The sequence below is a fragment of the Desulfomonile tiedjei genome (assembly GCA_016212925.1).
GTDB lineage: Bacteria > Desulfobacterota > Desulfomonilia > Desulfomonilales > Desulfomonilaceae > JACRDF01.
In genome coordinates this window covers 162,342-184,916 of the sequence record JACRDF010000052.1, presented here as the reverse complement: position 1 = coordinate 184,916, position 22,575 = coordinate 162,342, and the positions used below count along the sequence as shown (strand labels likewise).

Below are 22,575 nucleotides of genomic sequence, written 5' to 3'. Positions count from 1 at the left end.
GATTATTCTATCATATAAGCGAATGATAATCAATTGATATAATGATTTGTTAAAGTTAAACATGGGTAGACCTTATAACTATCTGATCTTGTGTGGCTTATTCCATAACGCCAGATTTAAAGCGCCGATCTCCGCAGCCGCGCCTTCTGCGGACGCGACACTAATGGCCTATTGTAACTCGGCAAATGCCCACCGACCTGCCGGAGGAACTTTCCGTGCTTTTTCGCAATAAAACGGATAAGTTCTCGGCAGACGGAGGCTTCCCCGGATACAAACCCACGTCCGCGGGGCGGTTAGCTTTACTCGAAGGTCCGCAACGAGACCTATGGAAACCCGAGCAAAACAACACCCAGACTATTTAGGGACGGGGAGCTTTGGAGAGAACACCTGAAAATACGCTGACACGTGGTCCCATGGGCGGAACTGCCGGAGAATCCGTGGCCGTTCTTGGCGTGAAAGTCGATTACCTGCCTTTGACCGACTTTCTCGACCAAATTCATATCTGGGCACGTTCACACGATCGCTATTCCATCATGTACGCCAATGTTCATGTGCTGAACGTCGCGGCCCGCGATCGGGAATTGCGCGAGATCCTGAACCGGGCTGATTTTGTTTATTGCGACGGTTCGGGCGTCAAGCTGGGGATTCGCTTGCTAGGGAGGCATTTGCCGGAACGTATGACAGGCGCGGACTGGATACACGACCTGTGCGAGTCGTCGGCCGAGAGAGGCACGCGGTTGTATTTTCTCGGGAGCCAGGAAGGCGTGGCCGCGCGGGCTTCGGAAATCATGCAGTCTCGATGTCATGGACTTCAGGTTGTTGGATCTCATCACGGTTACCTCAAAGATCCCCGTGTCAACGACCAGGCAATAGCCGCCATCAATGCGGCCGCGCCGCAAATACTGCTCGTGGGCATGGGCACACCCATCCAGGAAAAATGGGTCGAGGCCAACAGAGATAAATTGGAAGTACCTGTGGTCTGGGTTATAGGGGCCTTATTCGATTTCGTGGCAGGCCTGCACCCCCGCGCGCCTCGCTGGATGCGGGAGCGGAATCTGGAATGGCTGTTTCGATTCTATGAAGAGCCTCGACGCTTGTGGAAACGGTACCTGGTGGGAAACCCTATGTTTCTGCTGAAAGTACTAGCCCAACGATGGGGGTTCTCTCGCATCGAGTAATTGCTTCGAGGTGTTTCCGAGGGCTCTCATTAGGTGGAAAGATACCCGGGCTTGATGGTGCATCTTGAAAATAGACCTATAGCGGTTGCCGGAAATTCTGTCTGTTTCCAACCCGCCACCAGCGACGGGGGCTATGGCTTGGGTATCCCGCCAACGCGGGACTGGCTTGTCCAGTCCCGCGATTCGCGGGATGCCCTGGAAATGCATTGCTGGACAAGCCCGCAGGCGCACCCGCTGCAAAGTGACTCCTCAGGAATGGCACCATGCGGCTGGATGCGGTAGGCTTCTTCAAGGGCAATCAGACATTAATTGTGGCAATCGCTATAAATTGTTTAGGAATTCGTCATGCGCGTAATGCATCTTTTGCACAGATCGGTTCCCGGGACTCACGGGTATGCCATTCGAAGCAGAGAGATTGTGATGAAGCAGCGCGACAAGGGGCTGGAGCCTCTAGTGATCACCTCTCCTTCTCAGGCCCCGTTGGGAACGCTGGATTCGGAAGGCTGTGAATACATTGACGGCATTCGATATTTCAGGACTTGCAGCAATGTCCTGCCCCCGACCACCGAAGTGAGTGACAAAAGCCCGATCAAAGCTTCGCTGAGGGTCTTTCAAAACCTGTCTTTGTTTACGACGGCCATGCGGGTCGCCCGTGATTACAGGCCTTCCGTGATTCACGGGCATTCCCCGTTCACGTGCGGTCTGGTAGCGGATGCTGTGGGCCGCGTGCGCGGAATTCCGATTGTGTATGAAATGAGGGGAATTTGGGAAGATTCTCACGCTGCTCGCGACAAAATTACCGAAAACTCGATCCGTTATCGCGTGGTGCGCGGTCTTGAGAACATGGCCTTAAGAGGCGCGGATCGCTGCTGCATGATTTGTGAAGCGTTGAAACAAGAGATTCTCTCCCGGCACGTGATAGGCGAGGAAAAGACCTTTGTGGTCCCCAATGGAGTCGATGTAAAAAGATTCGTTCCAGGGCCGGCGAATGAACGGCTGCTGGAAAAGTTGGGCTTGAAAGGCCGAACCGTCATGGGCTACTTGGGAACATTCTTTCACTATGAAGGATTGGACCTCCTGGTTGAGGCCATGAGCAGGCTGGCACCTGCTTTCCCCGAATTGTCCCTTCTGTTGGTGGGTCACGGTGAATTGATGCCAACACTGGAAGAATTGGTGGATCAACGACATATTCGCGATCGAGTGATCTTTACAGGCAAGGTCCCTCACGAGGAAGTGACGGATTATTATCGCCTTTTCGACCTCATGGTTCTTCCCAGGAGGGACACGCGGGAAACTCGGCTGGTCACGCCTTTAAAGCCCATGGAAATAATGGCCATGGAGAGGCCTTTGATCGCCAGCGATATCGGCGGGCATTGCGAAAACATAGAAAACGTCGTGAATGGGACCTTGTTCAAATCAGAGGACGTTGACGATCTCGTGGACAAGTGCCGACAACTGATCTCCAGTCCCGACCTCAGATCAGAACTAGGTACCAGAGCCCGGCGGTGGGTGGAAATGCACCGCGACTGGAATGTCCTGATCGAACGTTACGTAAATGTGTATGAAGGACTCGCAGCGGCCCACCGTCACGGAAATCCGCTTTGACACAGATAACGTACAGGGGTGGACTTCTGGCCGCTTCACCACCCGCGGCGGGTGACAACGGGGACGATTGAAGGGCTCATATCAATATTAACCGGAGTTGTCCCGAAGTGATCACCGTCGATTTCCACCGGGATCGGCTCTTCGGATTCAATTCTCACTGTGCGGGCCTTGAAGTGGACCAACCCTGGGCAGTCAGACGCCTTTCTCGTCAGGCCTGCAACGGCATAAAGACATAACCACCCGACGGTGCCTTCTCGAAATACACACACGTCAAAATGGCCCGAGTCCAGGCGGGCATCATCCGCGAACACGAAAAGGCCCCCATATTCTCGCACCTTAAGCACCATCACGTTGTAGCCGGAGATTCTCTGCCGGCCATCCAATACCACTTCCAGTTTTGTGTCGCTATGGCTGGCAAGCGTCTTCAGAACCGGCAGGACATAGCCTGCATATCCCAGCGTATCATTCCGCCGCTTCTGGATTTCCTGGGTTACCTTTGCATCAAAGCCTGCGCTGACGAGCAGCAGGAATCTGCGATCACCGGCAACGCCCATGTCGATGCGCTGAATGGGACCATCTTCGAGAAGCCTGGCTAGTATTCCGGGTTCAGCGGGTAAGCCCAAGGAACGAGCCAGTTGATTGGCCGTCCCCGTCGGGAAGTGGAGAATCGGAATGCGGGCTGGATCTTCGAGGCCGTTCAGTACCTCATTTATCGTTCCGTCTCCCCCCGCAACCACGAGTCTCTCCACCCCTTTGTCCACCGACCGGGCCCTTTCAAACGCTTCCCCTGCCTCGCAAGTCAAGTACACCTCGACATCGTGCCCATGTTTGCGCAGAACATGCACGAACCGGTGAATTCGCTGCTCGGTTCTTCCAGTTCCGGCTATGGGATTGCCGATGACTAGGACTCGCATTCTCAGGCCCTTCCTGACCTTCCGGCAAACGTGCTCGTTTATGTGTTTTTTGCACGCTCGGCCGGTGCTTGCAAGACGAAAGAGCTTCTACCGGTGAGCGTTCGGTTACGCGGGAGCATCGAATGTACCGGATTGTCCATCTTTCCGCTGAGGCCGCATCGGGCACGAAGAATAGCCCAAGTAACCTTCTCTGTGCGACCTGTGCAGTATCTGCGGTGGGAGATGTGCACGGGGAATTACGGGCGTGTTCCCGATGCTGGCCGGGTTGGTTCCACCTTCAATTCATACTGTCCGGATTCATCCACCAGGCCCGCAAATTCAATTGAAGGGGGCTTTGCGGCCAATTCGGTCCGAAACACCATGCGCTTATTCCCTCTGATGACCATCAATCCTTCCCAGTCCGGTCCATTGGCCGGCACAAGCGACACTTCATCCGCTGGAGAGGTTTCTTCGATCAGATCTCTCCCCTGGCAGCTCCTGATGGGGACCTCTGTGCCGGCCAAACCATGCAGCAGCGTCGGCAAGACGTCCGTGTGCGCAGTGGCGGTGGAAATTGTGCGAGGTTCAATTCCCGGACCGACCATCGCGAACGGGACCCGCAACTGCACTTCCGACATCCGGCTCCCGTGAGTGAACACTCCGTCCTCGCCCATTGACTCGCCGTGGTCACCGGTGATCATTACGATGTTGCGCTGCGGATCGATCGATTGGAACAGCTTCATCAGCTCGTGTTGCAGAAACATAAGAGCGTTCGAGTAGCGATTCATGTGGTTCTGAATCTGCTGTCTGGGATTTACGAAATGCCAAAAAGAGGCCGATTCTTTAAGAATGTCGAATTCCGGCGGGAACGCGTACCTGTAATGAGACGAAAGAAGATAAAAGAACACGAACTGCGGTTGATCGCGAGCGTTGTTGACTATACTCCGCACTTGCTCCAGCTTGCGGCGATCCGATTTCGGCCAATCCGGCATCCCGGACACAGCGGATTCGCCGTCCTCAATGACAACATCGCAGGATTTGTCGTTGATCCACTGCCCGAGCCGCCGGAATCCTTTCACTTCTCCTGCAGTCAAAAAGGTGATCCGATAGCCGGACTCTCGCAGTGATTCCAACATCTGCGCGGGTATCTTGCGATCCAGAGTTTCGTGATAGCCCAGAGCGGACCTGCCGTAGAACAAAGAAAACAGGCCCAGATGCGAGCAATTCGACCCGGAATAGTGTCGTTCAAGTCGCAGTCCCTGCCTGGTCCAGACATCGAGTTCCTTCATTAGCCCCGGCCCCAAAGCGGAAGGCCGAAAGCTCTCGAAAATTATCAATATTACATTGGGAAGTCGCGGCTTTTTCACGGCAGCCTGGCGATCTATAGGTCCGGGGTCCAGGGCTTCGTTCAGCAGTCTTACCGGTGCCGGCTCGTCGGACTTATCCCCGGCCGGCCAGGGACGCTCCTGGAAGTTCGTTTGCTTGCCACCCGGATTAAGTCGAGCTTGCCGAGAGCGCCGCGGGTCGACTGACTGCTTTGATCGAGCCGTCCCTGGGGCCGTTTCGACACCGGCATCCGCGGGTGAGTCCGGCGAGTCGGCCTCACGCCCCTGACGCACGAATGAAGCAAGTCGCCGCACCAAGCGTTCAGCCCCCGGATCACCGATAGTCGAAAGGCTGGCGCTTATTGCCTGCTTGTCGGTTGTGCCGAGCCACGTATCCAGTCGGTCGGTCATACGCTCAAAGGAATTCCTTATGCCGAGCGGAAGGGGCAACGCATTATAGATCCTATCCAGCGCGTATCTATCTTGGAACAACTGCATAGCCGGCGCCAAACCCAGGACAATGAAAACGAACGCAAACGTCAACGCGGTCGAAGCCTTGGGAGAGCATGTCCATTGGAGGCGGTGTAAGAGGAGTGCCAGTGTCCGCCTGAAGCAGAAGAAAAAGACCGGTCCCGAAACAGCGAAGATGGCCAACAGCAAAAGCCCCTCGACAGTGAGCCGGTCGCCTGCCCATTGCCAGATCTTCACCTCGGGATGCTCAAACATGTCTCGAAAATTAGGGAGGTAGTCCCAGAAGTGATACCCTGCAAACCCCACGGAAACAAGGTCAATCGTCATATAATAAAATAGCGCTACCCAGCAGAAGTTGACGACGAAATTCGTTGTTCGCCTGAGCCCGGATGCTACGAGAAGGCCCCAAATTACCAGTAACGGCAAGAACCAAACCAGCGATTTGGCCAGCAGCAGCCAAAACAATAACGCTTTGTCGAGGACCGACATCGTGAGCATGCGCGGCCCTGCGATCATGCGGTAGCGGTCCCACTCGAACAACCAAAGGAACAGCAGTGAGGATGAGAACAGGAACAGCAGGATAGTGAGCCACTGTGCGGACGCGGAGCCTGTGCCGGGCAAGCCCTTGGAACCGAAGCGGTCCTTCTCATTTTGACGGCGAAGCTTGTCAGGCATCATTTAGAGATCTCCGGCAACAATTTGGAGCGCCCTCTCATCGGGTGAAAGCAACAAATGCCGGCAAGTCTGAAACACCCGGCGGAACGCGGCCCCTGCCAGTCCAGGCAGGTGACCTTCACCTCAAACTCAAGCGCACGATCAATCCGTGATGAAGGGAAGATCAACAACTTGTTAAAATATGATTAGTATCGCGAGTTTTTGTTGAAATGCAATAGCCTAATCGCTGAAGCATCTAATCATTCAGCTGCGGGTGGGGCAAGACCGCGGTTGTTGCCCCTGGAAAAAGGAACAAGCGATTTCTGTTTCGGAGCCTGGAGGTTGCTTCTCGGCGGACATCGGGTTTCAATTGCCGAAATAGCAAGCAGTGCGGGATTTCCACTTCCAGCAGACGATTGCCTACAACTGGTTGCAAAACCTCCGTAGATGGTTCTGGTGCGGTAGGGGCGCTTCGAGAAGCGCTCTGATTTAGGCCGGTTCACGAACCGCCCCTACAATATAACACAACGTCCTCTTGTCCCATCGAGGTTTTGCAACCAGCTGCAGAACTTGTTAATCCATTACTTTAGTAATTTGATTTAATAGATTGATAGGATTAACATTTTATGATAGAATATCCCGTGTCCTGAGATTGTGGATGGACGCCTCACGCTGCTGTCCCAACTCGACTCTCGCACTTTGTGCCCTCCTGTAAGGAGCGACCGAATTGAAAGCCCTGTCTCATGCTTTGATTCTGGCGGCTGCCATCTTGCTGCCCTGTGCCGCTATGGGCCAATTTGCGAATCAGCCGGGTCAGGTGGGTCCTCCTCCGACGCCTTATGGAGTGCCGGGAGCAGGCCCGCTCGCTCTTCCCGGACCTCCTGTTTTCGGACTTCCGGGGCCCCAGGTCCTGTTCGATGATGACTCCGAGGTGCTCAGACTGTACTCGAGAGTCGGTTATCAGTGGATGACTTTTGGCGCGGACTTCCCCGTCCCGGGGGCAAATCCTGCCACCTCGGTCAGGGCCTTCGATTCCATGGATCTGCAACTGAGGGACGCTAATGTGTGGGTAGGGTTCCTGGGGGGAGAGTTTCGGCCGGTTCCCAGAATATTGTTCTATGGCGAGATGGGAGCCAGCGCGTTAAGGGACGCCACAATCAAGATGAATGCCGTGGGCCGTGCCACTGACGCGGCGCCGGCTTTCGACGCGAATCTTGTCTCTCCCTGGGACTGGACAGCGACGGATTTCCGTTGGTGGGTCCTTGACGCCGGGGTGGCTTTCTCCGTGGCCCGCATGTTCAGCGTGGAATTCGGATTCCGCACCGAGCACATAGATTTCCGGCTCACAGATCCGCGAAACGACACATGGAGGGATGACACCACTCCACCCATAGTTGAAGCTCTCGGCCGCGCTATTACGGCCAATCGGATATGTCCCGGCTGCCAGGGCGTCATAGAGGGCGATCCATTGAGTAAAATCTGGGACCCTTACGTCGGTATACGCGGGATGTGGAAAGGTTGCAAGAAGCCGATTTGCACGGGTAGAGGCTCTTGGGTAACGTTGAGTGACCCCTACTTAAAATGGCGCGTAAGGGGAAGCCCCTTGGTCTGGAATAGATGGTACAGCAACATTGACTTCCGCATCCAGAATGGTCCGGGCGGTTTTCCGGAACAGGAAATTCATAGGACGGTTTTCAGTTTGAATGGAAGCGGCGGCCGTTGGTTTGAGGGGGATATCGAGGCGTTCCTGAACATCACACCGTTCGCCAAAGCGGGGTTCTGGGCCGGCGGTTCGTGGCTTGACGTTCAAGGCACAGGGCACTCGAGCCTATCTATCATCGGTTCAACGATCATTTCAGACACCCGACCGACCCCTCTTCAGCCTGGAAGTTCAGACATACCCAATTCATCCTTTACTCAATCCACATGGTCCTTAGGCTTGAGCTTGGACTACACCTACTGAGCCCCGTTTCGACGCGGCCCTTTATTTCCGCAGGATGTCAAAGCCAGGTTTCCGCTAAGACAACGGCCTATGGCGAACCTTGGGTGGTGCACATGGTAGCGCATCCCTCGGAGGCCAGCCTTGAATCTTGCGTGCACAGATCGTAACAGTCCTTAAACTCTTTTCCGCCTCCGCCGACCGAGGAGCCGGCTTCCCCACGCCCGCGCCTGAAAATCAAAACACTGCCAAACATTATCACGGCCAGCGCAAACGCCACGATGCCAAAAATAACACCGTTATCCATGGTACTCTCCCTTATGCCGAAAATACGACATTATGCTCCAATCCTATTATATAGGTGCACGGGCGAGGGAAAGGATTCAGAAGGGACGGGTAATATTTCAGGTTTTACAGCGATAGGGGGAAGCTATGTCCGATTGCGAAAAGCGACCCATGGGAATGGGCAGCAGCCGGCCCACCTTACGCCGGACAGTACGCAAACGAAACCCTTGCGGCGGTAGCCTGGCCCCACAGGGACGTCGAACCGCACCGGTTCTCCACGAGGCTAACCTTGAACTAAATCAACTTTCTTGGCAAAGACCATGAGAAACGTTTCATCAGAAGCGGGCATCCATTAATCCCTTGTAAAAGTCGCATGCCCTGCACTTTCCAATTTTTTCCTCAAAGGATCCTTGCGTTTCACCGCGGCAGACCGTTCCGGTCACGGCGAAGCAATCCCGGCCGAATTTGGGATAAGCAGGGCACTCCTTGGAACGGCCGCACTGGATGGCTTCCCAGCAGTTCTTTTGTGTTTCCACGGCTTCCCCTCCCCTTTTGAAGTTGATCCAGTGTGAGGGTAAGCGTAATCACCGCGCCAGTCAAATTCTTTTTTGACGATGGAACCGGTCAGGGTGCAGTTTATCACGAAATTACAACACCTGAATTGCGTCGTCAAACCTCGTAAGCTTCTCCAGGTTTGTTTCGGTGACGACGAAGGAATTCTCAATCCCCGCCAGACCTTCTCCAGGCAGTATGAATTTCGGCTCCAGGGCTATCACCATTCCCGGCTGCAGCAAGTGGGGTGACTTTCTGCCCACGAGAGGCAATTCATCCAGTTCCAGGCCAATGCCGTGCCCCACGAACGGCACCGGCTGAGGATACCCCATGAATCCTTGGGTTAGATTCGCGTCCGCGGCCATTCTGAGGGCCGTGTCATATAATTCTTCAGCCTTGGTCCCAGGCCTTCCCTGTTGGACCAGCGCGTTCTGAATTGCTAACGCTTCGGAGTGAATCCGCAGGAACTTTTCAGGCGGTTCCCCGACAAAGAACGTCCTGGCCTGGTCTATCATGTATCCGCCGACCATGCCCACGTAATCAACCTGAACAGGCTCGTGTCTTGCTATCTTCTTGAATCCTGCTCCTTGCGGTAGGCTCGCATTTGGGCCCGGTCCTCCGGTGGGGCCCACGGAACAACTTGGTACTGCCAAATTGCTTCCGGACATGACATGGCCGTAGAAAACTTCCTGATTAAAGCTTCTGACCCTTACGTAGCCCTGGTGTCCCAGTTTTCTATAGAAGCCTTCGAGCATCCCCGCCAATTCTATTTCGGTCATGCCCTCGCGGAGTATTTCTCCGATGTGCCTGTACATCGCGTCGTTCATTTCGGCTGCCCGGCGTATCAATTCCAGTTCGTACTCCGACTTGATCATACGGACTTCCTTGATCAGGGGAGAAACGTCCTCGATTTTCACTTCCTGAAAAAGGTCACGGTACAAGCGATAATTGTTGACCGGAAGTACGTCCAACTCCATGCCTATGGCCTTTGTTCCGCGAGGCAGACACGCAAGCACCGGTTTGCTTAATTCGGATAGGCTGCTTGCGGGCAACACCGCTTCGAGAGGCGATTCTTGGCGGGCCCGGTCAAAGTCTCTGCGCACCATGAGCAGCGGCTGGCCTTCGACCGGGACAAACAGATGCGCATCCTGACCTGTCCCGGAGAAATAAAAGAGGTCCGCGCGCTGAACGATTAGCGCACCGTCAAAGCCGTTCTGACTCAAGCCTGCCTGAAGAGCTGCAATTCGGCGCTCTATTTCATTAAGTGGTGTAGAATGAGAGGGCATATTCAACTGACTCCTGGCAAAGCCGGGCGCATATTCCTGGTAGCCGGCCAAATGGTCTATTCATGGACTCCGTGAACGGGGATTCTCCGCGGGGAGCATATTGAGCTGCTCCAGCCTGGCTTTTTCAGCTGCTTTGGTGCTCAAGAATTCCGCAGCGGCGGCTATTCCACGGCAGGCCCGCGTAGAACTTCTTGCAGATTATGCAATGGGCGAGCCGCGTATTCAAGAAATCGTTGGATGCGGCTCTTCGTCGGCTTCCTCGATCTTCAACTCGCCTTGATAGAAGTCACCACCTCCGAGGCGCGTCGCCACAAAAGGCCGAAATAACCCTTTGCTTCCACCCCGGAGACCGGGTCATAGTTAACCTTGCTGTGATTGAGGAATCTTTCCACAACCCACGGCCAAGGATCGTTGCCGGCCTGGAATAATTTCTGTCCGGGCCACTGCAAAAGGCCCTCGGATTTTCCCTGCAGGCACCAACCCTTGCCGGTGATGAAGTCGAGGAAATCCGGCCAGGACCGATCCACTGCGGAACGCTCTTCTCCGCCAATGTACCACTCGATGGCTAATTTTGGGCACACCGAGTCCAAAATATCAATACCGAGAGTGAATTGGTGTACGAACGGAGCCACGTCGAGGAAGAAGGACTCAAGCTCTCGTAAATTCCCCGGCCACCCGATTGAACCGAGATAGTCCAGCATGTCGCCTGAGGTCAAGTCCGCCAAGAGTATTCTTATCGCTTCCGTAGGCCGCGAGATCCCCATCCCCACGTACCGGACGAGAGCGTGATCGGGCAGCCTTTTAAGGCACGTATCGAGCGCGACCGCAAACTCCCGGGGGAGCGGATGGTTCTTCACTATTGCGTGAGCTGCCCGAGCGATCTGACCGCAGTACTCCCGCGAGCTATCGGATTTGCCGACTCTGATATAGAACAGGCCTGGGCTCCACACGGGACCCGAGAATTGATCCGCGTCGAACCCCAGCCACACAGCCACCACGGCCTCACGCAACTCCTTGGGCCATGACTGCCAATCGAGAGCTAGACTACGCATCCGTTCCCACGAGACGTCCCCGAACAACGAGGCCGGAAGCCGACATGACCGGACGTTTCCCGCTAGGATCTCTAATCCTCGAGGCACGGGCACACGGAGGGCGAGATCGACCTCCCCGGACTTCTCGGCCAACCGGCCCTCAAAGCCGATCATTGAAGAGATCTCCATAGGCAGAAGACGGCATATGGACATCAGCGCTGAGAACATATTAGCGGAAATCAGGCGTTCCGGCACATCGGTCTCGACAAGTGCCAGCAAGTCTCCAAGCGACGAACTCATCCATTCTCCCGATGTCGGCCTCTCCGAGAGCGGCCGAATTGTTCACTCTGTAGAGCGAAGCCCTGAGGCGACGGCAGAGAGAACCTTTGAAACGTTGCAGGTTCGCTGGTCTGAAACGGTTCTCCCTGAAAATTCCGAGACAGCTTACTAGCTTTCCGGGAGATTTGCATCCGTAATATCCAGCATCGCTCGTGCCCTTCGTTGTGGGACAAGCGATGCCTCTGGGTTTGTCCCTTTTACCCTTGACCGCGGTACCTGTGGTCAGGCATCATCAACTCCCGGAGACACCACAGTTTTCAAAGAGACGCCGGCGAGCAAGCACGAGGCGACTGATGGGCCTAAAAACACTCTCACGTCAATGGATCATGCGCGGCAGATTTCGCACGAGGACAGCAAAACTGCTCTACGATTTGACGATCATGCTGGAACTGGCTCTGGAGCAGGCGCTCGATTTAGTGCACCCGGTTGGCGGAAAACATCACCAAGCCGCGGTGGGCGATCTTACCGCGATCGTCAAGACCTTTGAAAGGCCGCTGGTGTTGCGTCGCCTCCTCAAGAGCATAGAGAGAAGATATCCCCACCTTCGCGTAATAGTCGTGGATGACAGTCGCGATCCAAAGATCTTGCCCGAGTCACATACGATAGTGCTCCCTTACGACAGCGGGGTATCCGCAGGCCGAAGCGAGGCGTTGGGACACGTTACCACGAAGTACGTGCTGGTCCTGGACGACGACTTCGTCTTCTACAGGCACACAAGCCTTGAAACGTCACTGGAGATCATGGAACATCATCCCGGAATCGATATAATGGGTGGTGAGGTGGTCGATCTGCCCTTCTTTGAAACCGCTGATTACAGTCGGGAAGGCTTGTTTCCCACCGACGCGGAGGCAACAATGCCGGCAGGGAGTTCAATCGGCGGCTTGCCGGTGTACGACAAGGTGGCCAATTTCTTTATTGCTCGAACCGATCGGATCAGGCTGGTGGGGTGGGACGCCCGGTTGAAAAGGGTCGATCACGCCGACTTTTTCACCCGGGCAAAAGGAATCCTGACGACGGTATTCAATAAAGATATGAGATGCCTGCACGCAAGAACCCCGTTCGACAGGGCATATATGGAGAAGCGAGAGGACATCGACGACGACTTGCTCGTACTGGGAGATAGATATTCCCTCGCCGGCGCCCGAGATCTCGTTCAAGGCGACCTGCCAGGATCCGGACAATAACTACCTGAACCCTTGCCGTAATCCCCTCTAGTTTCCTTTCGCCTTTTGGCTACCGCAACTGCCGCCTGTGTGCTCCTTTGATTCTTCGAGCATACGGGCACGGGCACGGGCGACCTCGCAAAAGTACGGCGTCTCCTTATCCATCTCACCGGTTTCAAGGTAAGTGTGGGCCGGGCAGGAAAGGCACAAGTCGATGATCGAACATATGTGACAGGTCTGCTGAAAGGCAGGCCGTCGTGAGCGCAGGTCCCGTACGCGAGGCACAAGATCGTCCCAGGCTTGCCGGAGAGGGCCCTTGCGCAGGTCATAGATGGTTTCAGGCGCCCACAGTGACTCGCACAGCCGGAAGATTCCCTTGTAACTGACAGCGAACTCCCCGATTCCTGCCCCACAGTGGAACAGGCGATCGTCGCCGATGGGGCCGGTTACCGGAGCGAGAAATTCGTCGCAGTGCGTCCGCATGGCCGTGAAGCGTTCCGGGTCTGTTTTCTCCAGGAAGACTATTTCCTCGGGGGTCAAGCGTTCGCGGCGAATGAGAGCGTTGCGTTGCGGGTCGCGATCGTAACGCAAGTGCAGCAGTGGGTCAAAGCGATAGTAGCCCTTGGTGTGGCTACGACAGAACTCCGCTATCTGCGGCAATTCGTGCAAGTTGGAGCGCAGAGCCATAGTTTTCAGGTTCACCGGCAGGCCATTCGACAGCAGGAGCTGCAAACCGCGCTGGAAAGCGGCGAATGACCCCGAGCGGCGGGTAACTGCATCATATGTCGCTTCGGTGACCCCGTAGACCGTAACTTCGAGGTCCCGCGGAGGATAGCTCTTGAAGAGTTGGATATGCTCTGGCCGGATGACAGTTGCGTTGGTAAACACGCTAACCAGTAGGCCTTTGCGCTTGAGGCTCAGATATATCTCTGGAAAATCGGGACGCAGGAGCGGCTCTCCACCTGTAAGCAGGCACCACAGCGCTCCCATGTCCACAGCTTGTTCTGCAATGCGTAGGATTTCCTCCGACGACAGTTCGTCGGCCTTAGCTTGAGAATCAGCGGCAGGCAGGTTTATATAGCAGTGTCCGCAGTCGTTGTTACAGCGTGCAGTAACTTCGAAGGTGAAGGACAGCGGGGCCCTTCTTTGCTTGAGGGCGTCCCACAGGGGAAGTCGCTGGATTTCCAAGGAATGTGAGAAGGCTTTTTCCATGGGCCGCGTTCAGGAGGAAATTACTGAAAGATTAGGTACACGAGTTTCGCTGTTTAAAAACCGGCGGCAATCGCCTCCAAACCGGCCACACTAATTTCCATATGAGCCTGCCGCGGCTCAACCAGGCCAACAGCCGTCGTTCCGGTCCCAAACCAAAACGAACAGCGCGGCCGGCACGCTCCACCTTGACTACCCTGCCCAGGACCTCTTCCGAAGCAACAAACTCCTGCGTACAGGCGTTCCCATCACCCTGGACAGCGAACCCGCTGCTGCCGCAGCCTACAATCCGGTGAATCACCAGGCCTGAATCTTTCTTCTTCCACCGGCAAAAGGCGACGACTTCGCCCATACGTGGGGCCAGTCCTGCCATCGGAGCGATTGTGACGATATCACCATCGCGAATGAATGGAGTCATGCTTGTCCCGCGCGCGCAAAAACGAAACGCGCGGTCCTTTGCCAACACGGCCTGCACGAGCCCCGCAAATTCAGCAGCGCTAAGCAAAAGCTCGTCATTTTCACGAAGCTTCAACCAAAATCCTCCGTTTAAGGAGTTCAGCGACAAAACCAATCACATCTTGACCGATTTCGCCCCCTTCAAATTCCTCTGCCAGCTCCGCGGCCACTTCGCCCAAGCTTCTCTTGCCATCGAGGAGCTTCCAAACAGCCTGCCCCGTCTCATTTAAGGTGTAGAGTTCGTCGTCCGCATCTCCGATTCCTGCGACCAGGGGCACGATGATGATTTCACCCTCGATTTCGCGGGCAACGATGTCCTCTGAAGGAATGTAGATCTTTTCGAGAGAAACATTGACGTCCATTGCTCAGATTGATCCCTTCACCAATATTGAGCCGGTCATACAAATTGGCTCACGAATGCTCAAGTAGTGTACGGAAAACTCTGCAGCTTCGAACTCTGAGCGGAGTTCCTCTTCATTGCTGAACGAATGAGCGAATTCGAAACCCGCGTGTATATGATCTCCGTCTTCATACTGCAGGTTGCCGCGAGTCACAACAGCGATAAACTTCCGCAGCCGTTTTCCCCATAAAGAAAAATCTCCGGATCGGTTGAAATCGAATTGGCAGACCACACAACCATCAGAGCGGAGGGCCTTGCGAACACGTTCCAATAGGGAAATCCGCAAGGAACGCGTCGGGATTTGGGAATAGAGCCCTGTCGAGAACCATACGACGTCATACGAATCCCGCGGAACGTCCAGATTGGAGATGTCCTGGACAACGCCGCCAATTTCGACATTGTGGCCCCAGGCATTGGCCTGAGCCCGGGCTAGCATTTCCGGGACGAAATCGACCCCCGTCACATCGAAGCCTTCTTGCGCCAAACGGATCGCGTCTCGCCCGCCTCCTAAACCTAACAAGAGGAGCCGGCCCTTCTTAATGGGCATTTTTTCCAACAGATGGACTTCATCAGCCGTAAGACCCGAGTCAACAAACTGCTTTTCACTCCACCCTTCAATGATATGACGCCTGGAATAGGATGTGCGGGTGAAATCAATCAGGTCTTTCGGGCGCATTAGAAAAACGGGCAATGACTGGATCCATCCTGCAAGTCGAAAAAGAAACCTGGAAAGATGAACCCGCCAACTCACGGTGATAGCCGCGTTCCGTCTTACTATGTCGCCTTCGGGCATTGAGCCATGATCCTGTGCTTGGACAACGTGAATTCATGACTACAAAATCGAGAGCCGGGCAGATACCTGCCAATCATTTGCCTGAGTCTGTCCCCACAGGGATGTGGCCCGCCAACTTTGAATTTTCACGTGTAGGTGCTTGTATGGGAAGCGGCCCGCCTCTGACACATGCTCACTTCTTCACGTCACGAAGCGACTCGATTCTGGCAATTGCCGGAGCAATTCGTGGCGGTTCCGCGACACCGGGTTTGTCGGGTCCCGGGACCGGTAATGAACGGCCAGGACGTCCACTTGCAGGTCACCAGGACGGCTTCGGTGGGCTCCATGCGCACTAAAACGGTCAAGCTAGGTTTCTGCCACAACCTCCGCTCTGAAGCCATATGAAGCCTCCCAATCGAAATTTAGAATGCCTTTCCTTGAGGTCTGACTGCTGTGATATGCACTATAGCACAGGCATTCGGAATCACAAAGTGTTCTCCCTCCCTCGAGAAACTTCGCCGGCCATGTGTCTGATTGATCGTTATTAGCGAGATTGGTTGCCTATGCAGAAGTTCCGGAGAATGGTCTGGTGGCGGACTGAAAACTCGGGCAAGAGCGCATCAATCCTGGAAGTGGAAAAAACAGCCCGTAAAGCTCGATGCCCCTGCTTATCTTTTTAACTCTCTCGCTGCACGCTGCACAGGCTGCAGCCGCTGCCCCAAGCAAAGGTTTGGCACCGAGAATTGTTACTGCTGGGACCGGTCGATTGAGCGGTCTGCTTGCATGTTTGCAGTACAGACTCGGCGAGGTCGATCCGAACTAGGACTGTCAACTGCGGTCGCTTCCATGCCCTCTTTTGGCCCTGTGAATTCACGCAATACCTCCTCTCCCCGAACCGAGACGACCCCCTATTGAGCCTGACTGTTTATCGTTATCATAGCATAAGCCTTCAGCATCCGAAAGCCTGCTCAATCCTGGACTGCCAATCCCGTACCTCCCAAGCGTATTCTTGGGGACCGATCAGGCCCAACCAGTGCGCTTCCGCGTGAGCAGACAAGCACAGCCAGTCGACCGGGGTGTCCAGGCGCCCTGTCTCGCTCCAGGACTTAGCCGGGCACTGTTCGCACAGACTCTTCAGGAAACAACGAGCGCAGCGTTCCAAGTAGTGCTGGTTGGAAGCTCGCATGTCGCGAAGCCTCGGGAAGAAATCCGTTACTGCCTCGCGCAGTGAGCCATGGCTCAGATCATAGGTCAGTTCCGGGGCGCGCAAGCCCAGACACGCCTGCAAACGGCCGTAAGCATCTACGCAGCAAGCGTTCCCCGCGCCGCAACCGAACAACTTATCGCCCGGTGGACCGAAAAACTTGCGACTGAATTCGCTCATCCCTTTCCGGTATTGCTTCGGGTTACGGGTCTTAACGGCCAGCGCCTCTATCGGCGATAGACGCAGGGCTAGGATTTGGGCATCCTTTTTCGGATCGTCCCTTCGGTTGCGCTTGTCCAGGAAGACAGCATACCCCGGCGATCCGTCCATCCACGGAAGTTCCGCCGCCCAGGATTCAAACTCGTCCATTTCATGCCGGTTGGGCGGGAGCACCACACTCTTGACCACAAACGGCACGTTTCGCTCGCGGAGCAGCTCCACTCCTTGCTGGAATTGTGCAAAAGACCCTTTGACCCGGCTTACGGGATCATATGAGTCTGCGGCCATGCCGTAGACCGTTATTTCAAGCGGAACCAGAGGCGGGATGCGGGCAAATAGATCCACCAGGCGGGAGGTAAGTAGGCGCCCGTTGGTAAAAAGCAGCACCTTCAATCCCAGGCGGCGGGCGAACAGGTAGAGTTCCTCGAAATCCGGACGCAGTAACGGCTCGCCGCCGGTGAAACGAACTTCGAGCGCCCCAAGCGAGGCAGCTTCTTTCAGGATGCCCTTGACTGCGGCAGTATCAAGCTCTCTTTCAAGGGCCGAGCGATCATGTTCCGGGAGGTTGATGCAGCAGTGGATGCAGTTGTTATTGCAGCGCTCCGTCAACTCGATATCCAGGTGTCCCAGAACCGGCGCTTTGGCGGGCCACAAATTGAAATTGGCTCCAGAAACGCGTTCAACGTAATTCATTGGCTGCCAGTTCTTTCAAGTATGCGACTATTTTCCCGCTTTGATCGAAATGCATTTCGTAGCAGGGCACTTCGTCGACGATTTTTTCCACCACTTGGAGGCTCTGCTCCCACCACTCTCGGGTGCCCAACGGCTTAATAAGACAAGCCAGCAGACGTTGAGAGATTGCGGGCCCCTTGCTCAAAGGTTCCAAACGGTTTCCCCCGCATTGCCTAAGGAAGAGTATGGCTTTTAGGGGGGCAGAATTCGGGGACACATCAGGAACGTCGCCGTGGCTCCATGTTCCGTGAATCTTAAACCCTTCCGGCCATCGACGTACAATGATCCGATCGTCACAGAGGATCTCGGCCTGTCCTTTGAGCATAAGCGTCGTAGTGGATTTGCCTGCTTCGGAATGGCCGACAAAGAGCAGCCCCTGGCCGTTCAGGATCACTCCGGCAGCATGCATGTAACAGCCTTGGCGAGCTGCCAGCAGTTGCGCCACCAAAATCTGGTCTGTGGGGAACAGAGTCAGACAGGGGAAACCTTTTTTGCGAATTCTCTTTTCCTCAGCGGGCGGACTGTAAATGATTCCGCGAGCGAAATCCACGTCAAATATCCCTACTCTGTGGGGTTCATCATCCTTAGGGTCCGGAGAGATCCCGAGATATATGTAGCTGTCACCTTTGCGATAAATGGCCCACGGGGCCTTGCGGTAGAGTTCGATCCCAAGGTCCTTCCCGGCAAGGCTCGGCAGCTCGAAAATGTGTCGTAAGGTGACCAAGTCCTTCCCTGGAGCCGGGACCTCGAAAGGCTTCAACGCCTCGGCCAAGCGCATCCGATTCAGCGGCAGATCGCTTTCCAGCCGGATCGTTATTCCGGCAATCTCGAAATGGCGCTGGTGGTGGGTGGTCCAATCGTGTTCGTAGTGCCGGCTTTCTTCCGCCACGTCGCACAAATATGGGACCGGTGCGGAGAACCGCCCTGTTTCAAGGTAGCCATAGACAGGGCACCAACGGCAGTCGTGGCGCTTCTCGCAGGAGCCGCAGTTCTCACGCCACTCCTGGCCGCCGTGTACTCGGTTTGCCAGCGACGGGATGAACTCATCCCAGGCTTCTCGGAAGCTACCCGAACGGAGATCGTAGCGCATGCTCGGATCTGTGACAAAACAGCAGAAAGTCATCCAGCCGTACGGGTCTATGTGGAACTCGCGGCGCATTTCAATACAGCCCGCAAAGAGGCGGTCATCCCGGTGACCGTCACAAAAACTATCCAGCAGTGAGTGGGCTTGGCGTTCCCCAACCCGCTCCTCGCACGACGACCCAGGCGGATCAAGAGCAACGACCTCAGCAGGGGAGAGGCGCTGAGCAGCAATTTCAGCATTCCTTTCCGGTGAGCCGGAGGCCGACAAGTACAGCCAAGCCGAGCCGCAGCGCCATGTCTCACTGTACGATCGGGCCAGTTGTATCATGGCCTGCCACTGATGGTAATTGTCTTTCATCGGGATGAGCTGTACCGTGAATCCTGCCCCTGCTTCGCGCAGGTAAGCCATCCCTCGCAATGCAGCCTCAAAAGAACCGGGGTTGCGAGTGATATGATCGCTGACCTCCGCAGTCGCTCCATAAAGGGCGACCATTTTCGACCCCTTGCGCCTTAGCAATCGGGCGATTTTTGGGGTAATCAATGTTCCATTGGTGTTGAGAGTATAAGTGGTCGATTTGCGGGTGAGATAGTTAAAGATTTCGGCAAAGTCCGCTCGTAGCATCGGCTCACCACCGGAGATTGCCCATTCTCGAGTTCCTAATGCCCGAGCTTGGTCTACAATGCTGCGGATTTCCTCAAAAGTAAGCTCCTGGCTACGTTCAAGCGCATTGGCGGGAATGCGAACCCAGCAGTGGCGGCAATCGTTGTTACACCGGTAAGTTAAGTCCAGATCTCCCTCTAGGGGTAGCCGAGGCATTGAATCCACGGGTTTTCTTTTAAAATATTCAGTCATCTCTCTCGGAATAGTGTTGCGATTGGGGTTGGACAGCGGTCGTTAACGCCGGACCATCAGCCCCCCCGAAAGCTTTACTAGCGCCTCCATAGGTGGTGAAACAGGCCAACTTTTGATCTCCAATGAATCGCGCAGCTCAGGACGCGTGCTCTGTCTTCCCGACCTCTCGGCGGTACAAGCTTCGTACGCACGTATCGAAGTCTTGACCTCCAGCCTTCGTACCGGGCTACTTTCGCTGTAAGGCGCCAAAAATAGCGAAACCTGCTGCGGATCACTCTATCTTCCAGCCAGTGAGGAGCATATGAGTCCAAGGCCGCCAAGACCTGCGGTGGGGGCGCTGTCTTCCAGTTTAGCTGCAATTCCCGAAAAACCCAGAGCAGGGGTCGCATAACTCCCAGGAATTGAGCCAAGAGGATGAGGCGATTCCAGTCCAAGTTCATGGTCTGCACCACTGCCACGAGGTCAATCCAGTCCCTCAGCGAGCCGCGGTGATTCAAATTGTGCAGCGCAAGGTGTATTAAATTGAGTTCAACGGAGAAATAGAAGATCCGATGCCCCCAAAGTTCATTCTCAATAGCCTCGTCCCAGACCGCTCCGGAAGGCAAATAGTAATAATCCATAGCCTGGATTCCCCTGTGCAAGTCAATGAGCTGAGGGAAACGGTCAGACCTTCCGTATACTACGGGCAATCTCAAGAACCGGCCTTCGTCCGGATTCAAATGAAAGACAGGTTTGAAACCAAGGTCCTCCAATTCATGACCCGCGCGCTCAAAATCTTCCTCCCGGACCAGGAGGTCCGTGTCGGCCATGGGTCGGAGTACAGGGTCTTTGTACACGACGTGGCCTAAGTATGCGCCTTTCAGGAGTACCACGGGAATGCCGCGATCATTGAACACCGCTAAGATTTGTCTCAACACCCGTTCCCTGCTGAGCTGGGAAATTGCCGAGTACCTGTAGTCCTCCTGTAATGCAGCGAGCGTATCAGAATCCGTGTGGAATTCGGCACAGTTTGACAGTGATTTGAAGAGCCATGGACCGAGACCTTCCGACCGCAGCACCTTCCAATGGCGAGACGTCCAGAAACCAAACATTTCGGGTTCCGGAGCGGCTCCCGTGGCCAAAGCCACGACAGCTCTCCGTATGTCTTCTGACTCGCTCAAGACGTGTCCTTCTTATTCCTCGTGCACTTACATTGTCTGTTTTCAAGTTACATTAAATTCACGTGAACCGGAGCCGGAAAATGTGCCCAGGTAGCCCCTCCCCATCAGAGTATCAGATAAAATCGAGTATATCCTTTGCAGTATGCGTTGTCCACAAGGCCTTTGGCTGGAGGGCCGCCAGGATCGAACCCGTTCACATATACCACTTGCCACAATTCTTGACCGTTTGTACAACCCGAGTTCCTAAAAAACCAGTAGGGACCGGCGTCCCTGCCGGTCCCTACTAAGTGATTTATATTGGCAAAATGTGCCAGCACGGAGAAACTGTCTCAAAACTGACGATTTCACCTGACCTTCTGTAGGGGCGGTTCGTGAACCGCCCGAAATCAGGGCGCTTCTCGAAGCGCCCCTACCCGGGGATTCCTCTGATCTGGGGTTTTGAGACAGTCTCCGGAGGCCGGCACCTACTACTTTCCCGGAACCGCTTTGCGCAATCGGACATTATTTTTGACATTTGCTAAAGATGTGTCTGAAAAGAACTGCAACTTGCAGTCAAGGAGTGTTATCGAGGCGGAGTGCCTTCAGCGGGAAGGAGGGCACTTGCAGTTTTTTTGAGGCAAGGGCTTCCAATGCTTCCGGCAGCCACAGGCCTGGTCGAAATCACAATTGCAGGACGCTATCGCTGCGGCTCTATGATCACCTTCATCGAGTCGAAAGCTTCGGCTACGAGGGCGAAGCCTTCAGCGGTTTCTTCAAGCGGGAGGCGATGGGTAATCATTTCCACGACCTTTATCCTCCCCGAGGCTATCAATTCTATCGCGGCAATTATGTCTCTGGGGCTCCCCGCGTAAGAAGAAGTCATTGTGATTTCCTTGCGCCAAAGGTCATTGAAGGGTATCTCCACAACCGCGCCCGGGTCGGTAGGCGCGAACAACAGCATGGTTCCCCCGCGGTCCACAGCGCGGTACGCCTGCTGCAACGCGGGCACGGCTCCCGTGCACACAATCACTAGCTCGGCCAGGCGGCCGTCATTGACTTCCTTGAACCTGTCTAACAGGTCGTCCCCCGCGGAAAGCACATGGTCCGCGCCGAACGTAATGGCCGCTTCAAGCCTCTTCTCGTTGATATCCACTGCGACAATGCGGCCGGCTCCCGAAGCCCTTGCGAGCATTATGTGCATGAGTCCGGCAATACCGCTGCCGATTACCAGAACTCTACGACCGGGGACCCAACCGGCGTGATGCTGCCCGCGAAACACACACGCCAGGGGCTCAATAAAGACCGCCTCATCGTAGGCCATGGAATCCGGGAGGGCATAAACGCCGTTCCTGACATTAATCGCGGGCACCCTGAGGTATTCGGCAAAGCCGCCCGGGTCGAAATTCGTCTTTGCCAGGGTGTCGCACACAGAATGATGGCCGGAAGCGCAGTACCGACACATATTGCAGGGGACATGATGCGACACAAATACGCGATCGCCCTCTTTCCATCCTTGAACGGCATCGCCTACCAGAACTATCTCGCCGGCAATCTCATGCCCCAACACCAATGGGGCCTTGGCCAACCGATACCACTCCAGCACGTCACTACCGCAAATGCCGCTGGCCCACACTTTCACCAAAAGCTCATCCGGACCGATCCTAGGAACCTCCATCTCCTCGATCCTGACATCCCTGTTGTTGTAATACATGGCCACGCGCATGGCGGTTCACCTCGGAGGACGGGAAGCGTAGGAAAGAGGAAGAATTCCGGGGAACCCTTTTTTG

The 22,575-nt window shown here is 55.1% G+C and carries 18 protein-coding genes; 4 read left to right on the top strand and 14 right to left on the bottom strand.

The window, feature by feature from the left end; all coding sequences use genetic code 11:
- Positions 1–374: 374 nt before the first annotated feature.
- Positions 375–1,178: a WecB/TagA/CpsF family glycosyltransferase gene (locus HY913_24125; GenBank protein MBI4966389.1), complete on the top strand. Its 804-nt coding sequence runs from the start codon at positions 375–377 to the stop codon at positions 1,176–1,178.
- A gap of 345 nt (positions 1,179–1,523) precedes the next feature.
- Complete coding sequence (locus HY913_24120) at positions 1,524–2,783, top strand: glycosyltransferase (GenBank protein ID MBI4966388.1); 1,260 nt, start codon at positions 1,524–1,526, stop codon at positions 2,781–2,783.
- 35 nt (positions 2,784–2,818) lie between these two features.
- Here HY913_24120 and HY913_24115 read toward each other — a convergent pair whose 3' ends face one another.
- Both HY913_24115 and HY913_24110 read right to left on the bottom strand, forming a co-directional pair.
- Complete coding sequence (locus HY913_24115) at positions 2,819–3,697, bottom strand: diacylglycerol kinase family lipid kinase (protein ID MBI4966387.1); 879 nt, start codon at positions 3,695–3,697, stop codon at positions 2,819–2,821.
- A gap of 236 nt (positions 3,698–3,933) precedes the next feature.
- Positions 3,934–6,150, bottom strand: a complete 2,217-nt coding sequence (locus HY913_24110) for a sulfatase-like hydrolase/transferase (protein MBI4966386.1) — start codon at positions 6,148–6,150, stop codon at positions 3,934–3,936.
- Positions 6,151–6,853: 703 nt separating this feature from the next.
- On the opposite strand from HY913_24110, the gene HY913_24105 reads away from it, so the two are divergent.
- Complete coding sequence (locus tag HY913_24105; protein ID MBI4966385.1) at positions 6,854–8,089, top strand: hypothetical protein; 1,236 nt, start codon at positions 6,854–6,856, stop codon at positions 8,087–8,089.
- A 67-nt stretch (positions 8,090–8,156) separates the two neighbouring features.
- On the opposite strand, the gene HY913_24100 is transcribed toward HY913_24105, so the two are convergent.
- From HY913_24100 to HY913_24085, 4 genes are all read right to left on the bottom strand, one after another.
- Positions 8,157–8,372 (bottom strand): hypothetical protein, encoded by a 216-nt coding sequence (locus HY913_24100; protein ID MBI4966384.1) that lies wholly within the window; start codon positions 8,370–8,372, stop codon positions 8,157–8,159.
- 313 nt (positions 8,373–8,685) lie between these two features.
- Positions 8,686–8,886, bottom strand: coding sequence for a hypothetical protein (locus tag HY913_24095; GenBank protein ID MBI4966383.1), 201 nt, complete (start codon positions 8,884–8,886; stop codon positions 8,686–8,688).
- Between the two features lie 111 nt (positions 8,887–8,997).
- Entirely contained in the window at positions 8,998–10,188 is a 1,191-nt protein-coding gene (locus HY913_24090) for an aminopeptidase P family protein (protein ID MBI4966382.1), read from the bottom strand.
- Between the two features lie 266 nt (positions 10,189–10,454).
- Complete coding sequence (locus HY913_24085; GenBank protein MBI4966381.1) at positions 10,455–11,519, bottom strand: hypothetical protein; 1,065 nt, start codon at positions 11,517–11,519, stop codon at positions 10,455–10,457.
- A gap of 365 nt (positions 11,520–11,884) precedes the next feature.
- Here HY913_24085 and HY913_24080 point away from each other — a divergent pair, with 365 nt between their 5' ends.
- Positions 11,885–12,742 carry a glycosyltransferase gene (locus HY913_24080; protein ID MBI4966380.1) on the top strand — a complete coding sequence of 286 codons (858 nt, stop codon included), beginning with the start codon at positions 11,885–11,887 and terminating at the stop codon, positions 12,740–12,742.
- 27 nt (positions 12,743–12,769) lie between these two features.
- On the opposite strand, the gene HY913_24075 is transcribed toward HY913_24080, so the two are convergent.
- The 8 genes from HY913_24075 to HY913_24040 all read right to left on the bottom strand — a co-directional run bounded on the left by HY913_24075 (position 12,770) and on the right by HY913_24040 (position 22,511).
- Positions 12,770–13,933 carry a radical SAM protein gene (locus tag HY913_24075; GenBank protein ID MBI4966379.1) on the bottom strand — a complete coding sequence of 388 codons (1,164 nt, stop codon included), beginning with the start codon at positions 13,931–13,933 and terminating at the stop codon, positions 12,770–12,772.
- A gap of 31 nt (positions 13,934–13,964) precedes the next feature.
- Positions 13,965–14,462, bottom strand: a complete 498-nt coding sequence (locus HY913_24070) for a S24/S26 family peptidase (protein ID MBI4966378.1) — start codon at positions 14,460–14,462, stop codon at positions 13,965–13,967.
- Complete coding sequence (locus tag HY913_24065; GenBank protein MBI4966377.1) at positions 14,449–14,748, bottom strand: PqqD family protein; 300 nt, start codon at positions 14,746–14,748, stop codon at positions 14,449–14,451. Before HY913_24065 ends, HY913_24070 begins: the two co-directional genes overlap by 14 nt.
- 3 nt (positions 14,749–14,751) lie before the next feature.
- Positions 14,752–15,579, bottom strand: a complete 828-nt coding sequence (locus HY913_24060; protein ID MBI4966376.1) for a class I SAM-dependent methyltransferase — start codon at positions 15,577–15,579, stop codon at positions 14,752–14,754.
- Positions 15,580–16,507: 928 nt separating this feature from the next.
- On the bottom strand, positions 16,508–17,674 hold the full coding sequence (locus tag HY913_24055; protein ID MBI4966375.1) for a radical SAM protein: 1,167 nt from the start codon (positions 17,672–17,674) through the stop codon (positions 16,508–16,510).
- Positions 17,661–19,649, bottom strand: a complete 1,989-nt coding sequence (locus HY913_24050) for a radical SAM protein (protein MBI4966374.1) — start codon at positions 19,647–19,649, stop codon at positions 17,661–17,663. Before HY913_24050 ends, HY913_24055 begins: the two co-directional genes overlap by 14 nt.
- Before the next feature lie 77 nt (positions 19,650–19,726).
- Positions 19,727–20,809: a nucleotidyltransferase family protein gene (locus HY913_24045; GenBank protein ID MBI4966373.1), complete on the bottom strand. Its 1,083-nt coding sequence runs from the start codon at positions 20,807–20,809 to the stop codon at positions 19,727–19,729.
- Between the two features lie 676 nt (positions 20,810–21,485).
- A complete protein-coding gene (locus HY913_24040) occupies positions 21,486–22,511 on the bottom strand; it encodes an alcohol dehydrogenase catalytic domain-containing protein (protein MBI4966372.1) in 1,026 nt (341 codons plus the stop codon).
- Positions 22,512–22,575 lie beyond the last annotated feature (64 nt).

Bases quoted from the DNA above. Each gene is read 5' to 3' on its own strand.
- HY913_24120 (MBI4966388.1), top strand. From the start codon at position 1,524: ATGCGCGTAATGCATCTTTTGCACAGATCGGTTCCCGGGACTCACGGG.
- HY913_24115 (MBI4966387.1), bottom strand. From the start codon at position 3,697: ATGCGAGTCCTAGTCATCGGCAATCCCATAGCCGGAACTGGAAGAACC.
- HY913_24110 (MBI4966386.1), bottom strand. From the start codon at position 6,150: ATGATGCCTGACAAGCTTCGCCGTCAAAATGAGAAGGACCGCTTCGGT.
- HY913_24100 (MBI4966384.1), bottom strand. From the start codon at position 8,372: ATGGATAACGGTGTTATTTTTGGCATCGTGGCGTTTGCGCTGGCCGTG.
- HY913_24090 (MBI4966382.1), bottom strand. From the start codon at position 10,188: ATGCCCTCTCATTCTACACCACTTAATGAAATAGAGCGCCGAATTGCA.
- HY913_24085 (MBI4966381.1), bottom strand. From the start codon at position 11,519: ATGAGTTCGTCGCTTGGAGACTTGCTGGCACTTGTCGAGACCGATGTG.
- HY913_24080 (MBI4966380.1), top strand. From the start codon at position 11,885: ATGCGCGGCAGATTTCGCACGAGGACAGCAAAACTGCTCTACGATTTG.
- HY913_24075 (MBI4966379.1), bottom strand. From the start codon at position 13,933: ATGGAAAAAGCCTTCTCACATTCCTTGGAAATCCAGCGACTTCCCCTG.
- HY913_24065 (MBI4966377.1), bottom strand. From the start codon at position 14,748: ATGGACGTCAATGTTTCTCTCGAAAAGATCTACATTCCTTCAGAGGAC.
- HY913_24060 (MBI4966376.1), bottom strand. From the start codon at position 15,579: ATGCCCGAAGGCGACATAGTAAGACGGAACGCGGCTATCACCGTGAGT.
- HY913_24055 (MBI4966375.1), bottom strand. From the start codon at position 17,674: ATGAATTACGTTGAACGCGTTTCTGGAGCCAATTTCAATTTGTGGCCC.
- HY913_24050 (MBI4966374.1), bottom strand. From the start codon at position 19,649: ATGACTGAATATTTTAAAAGAAAACCCGTGGATTCAATGCCTCGGCTA.
- HY913_24040 (MBI4966372.1), bottom strand. From the start codon at position 22,511: ATGCGCGTGGCCATGTATTACAACAACAGGGATGTCAGGATCGAGGAG.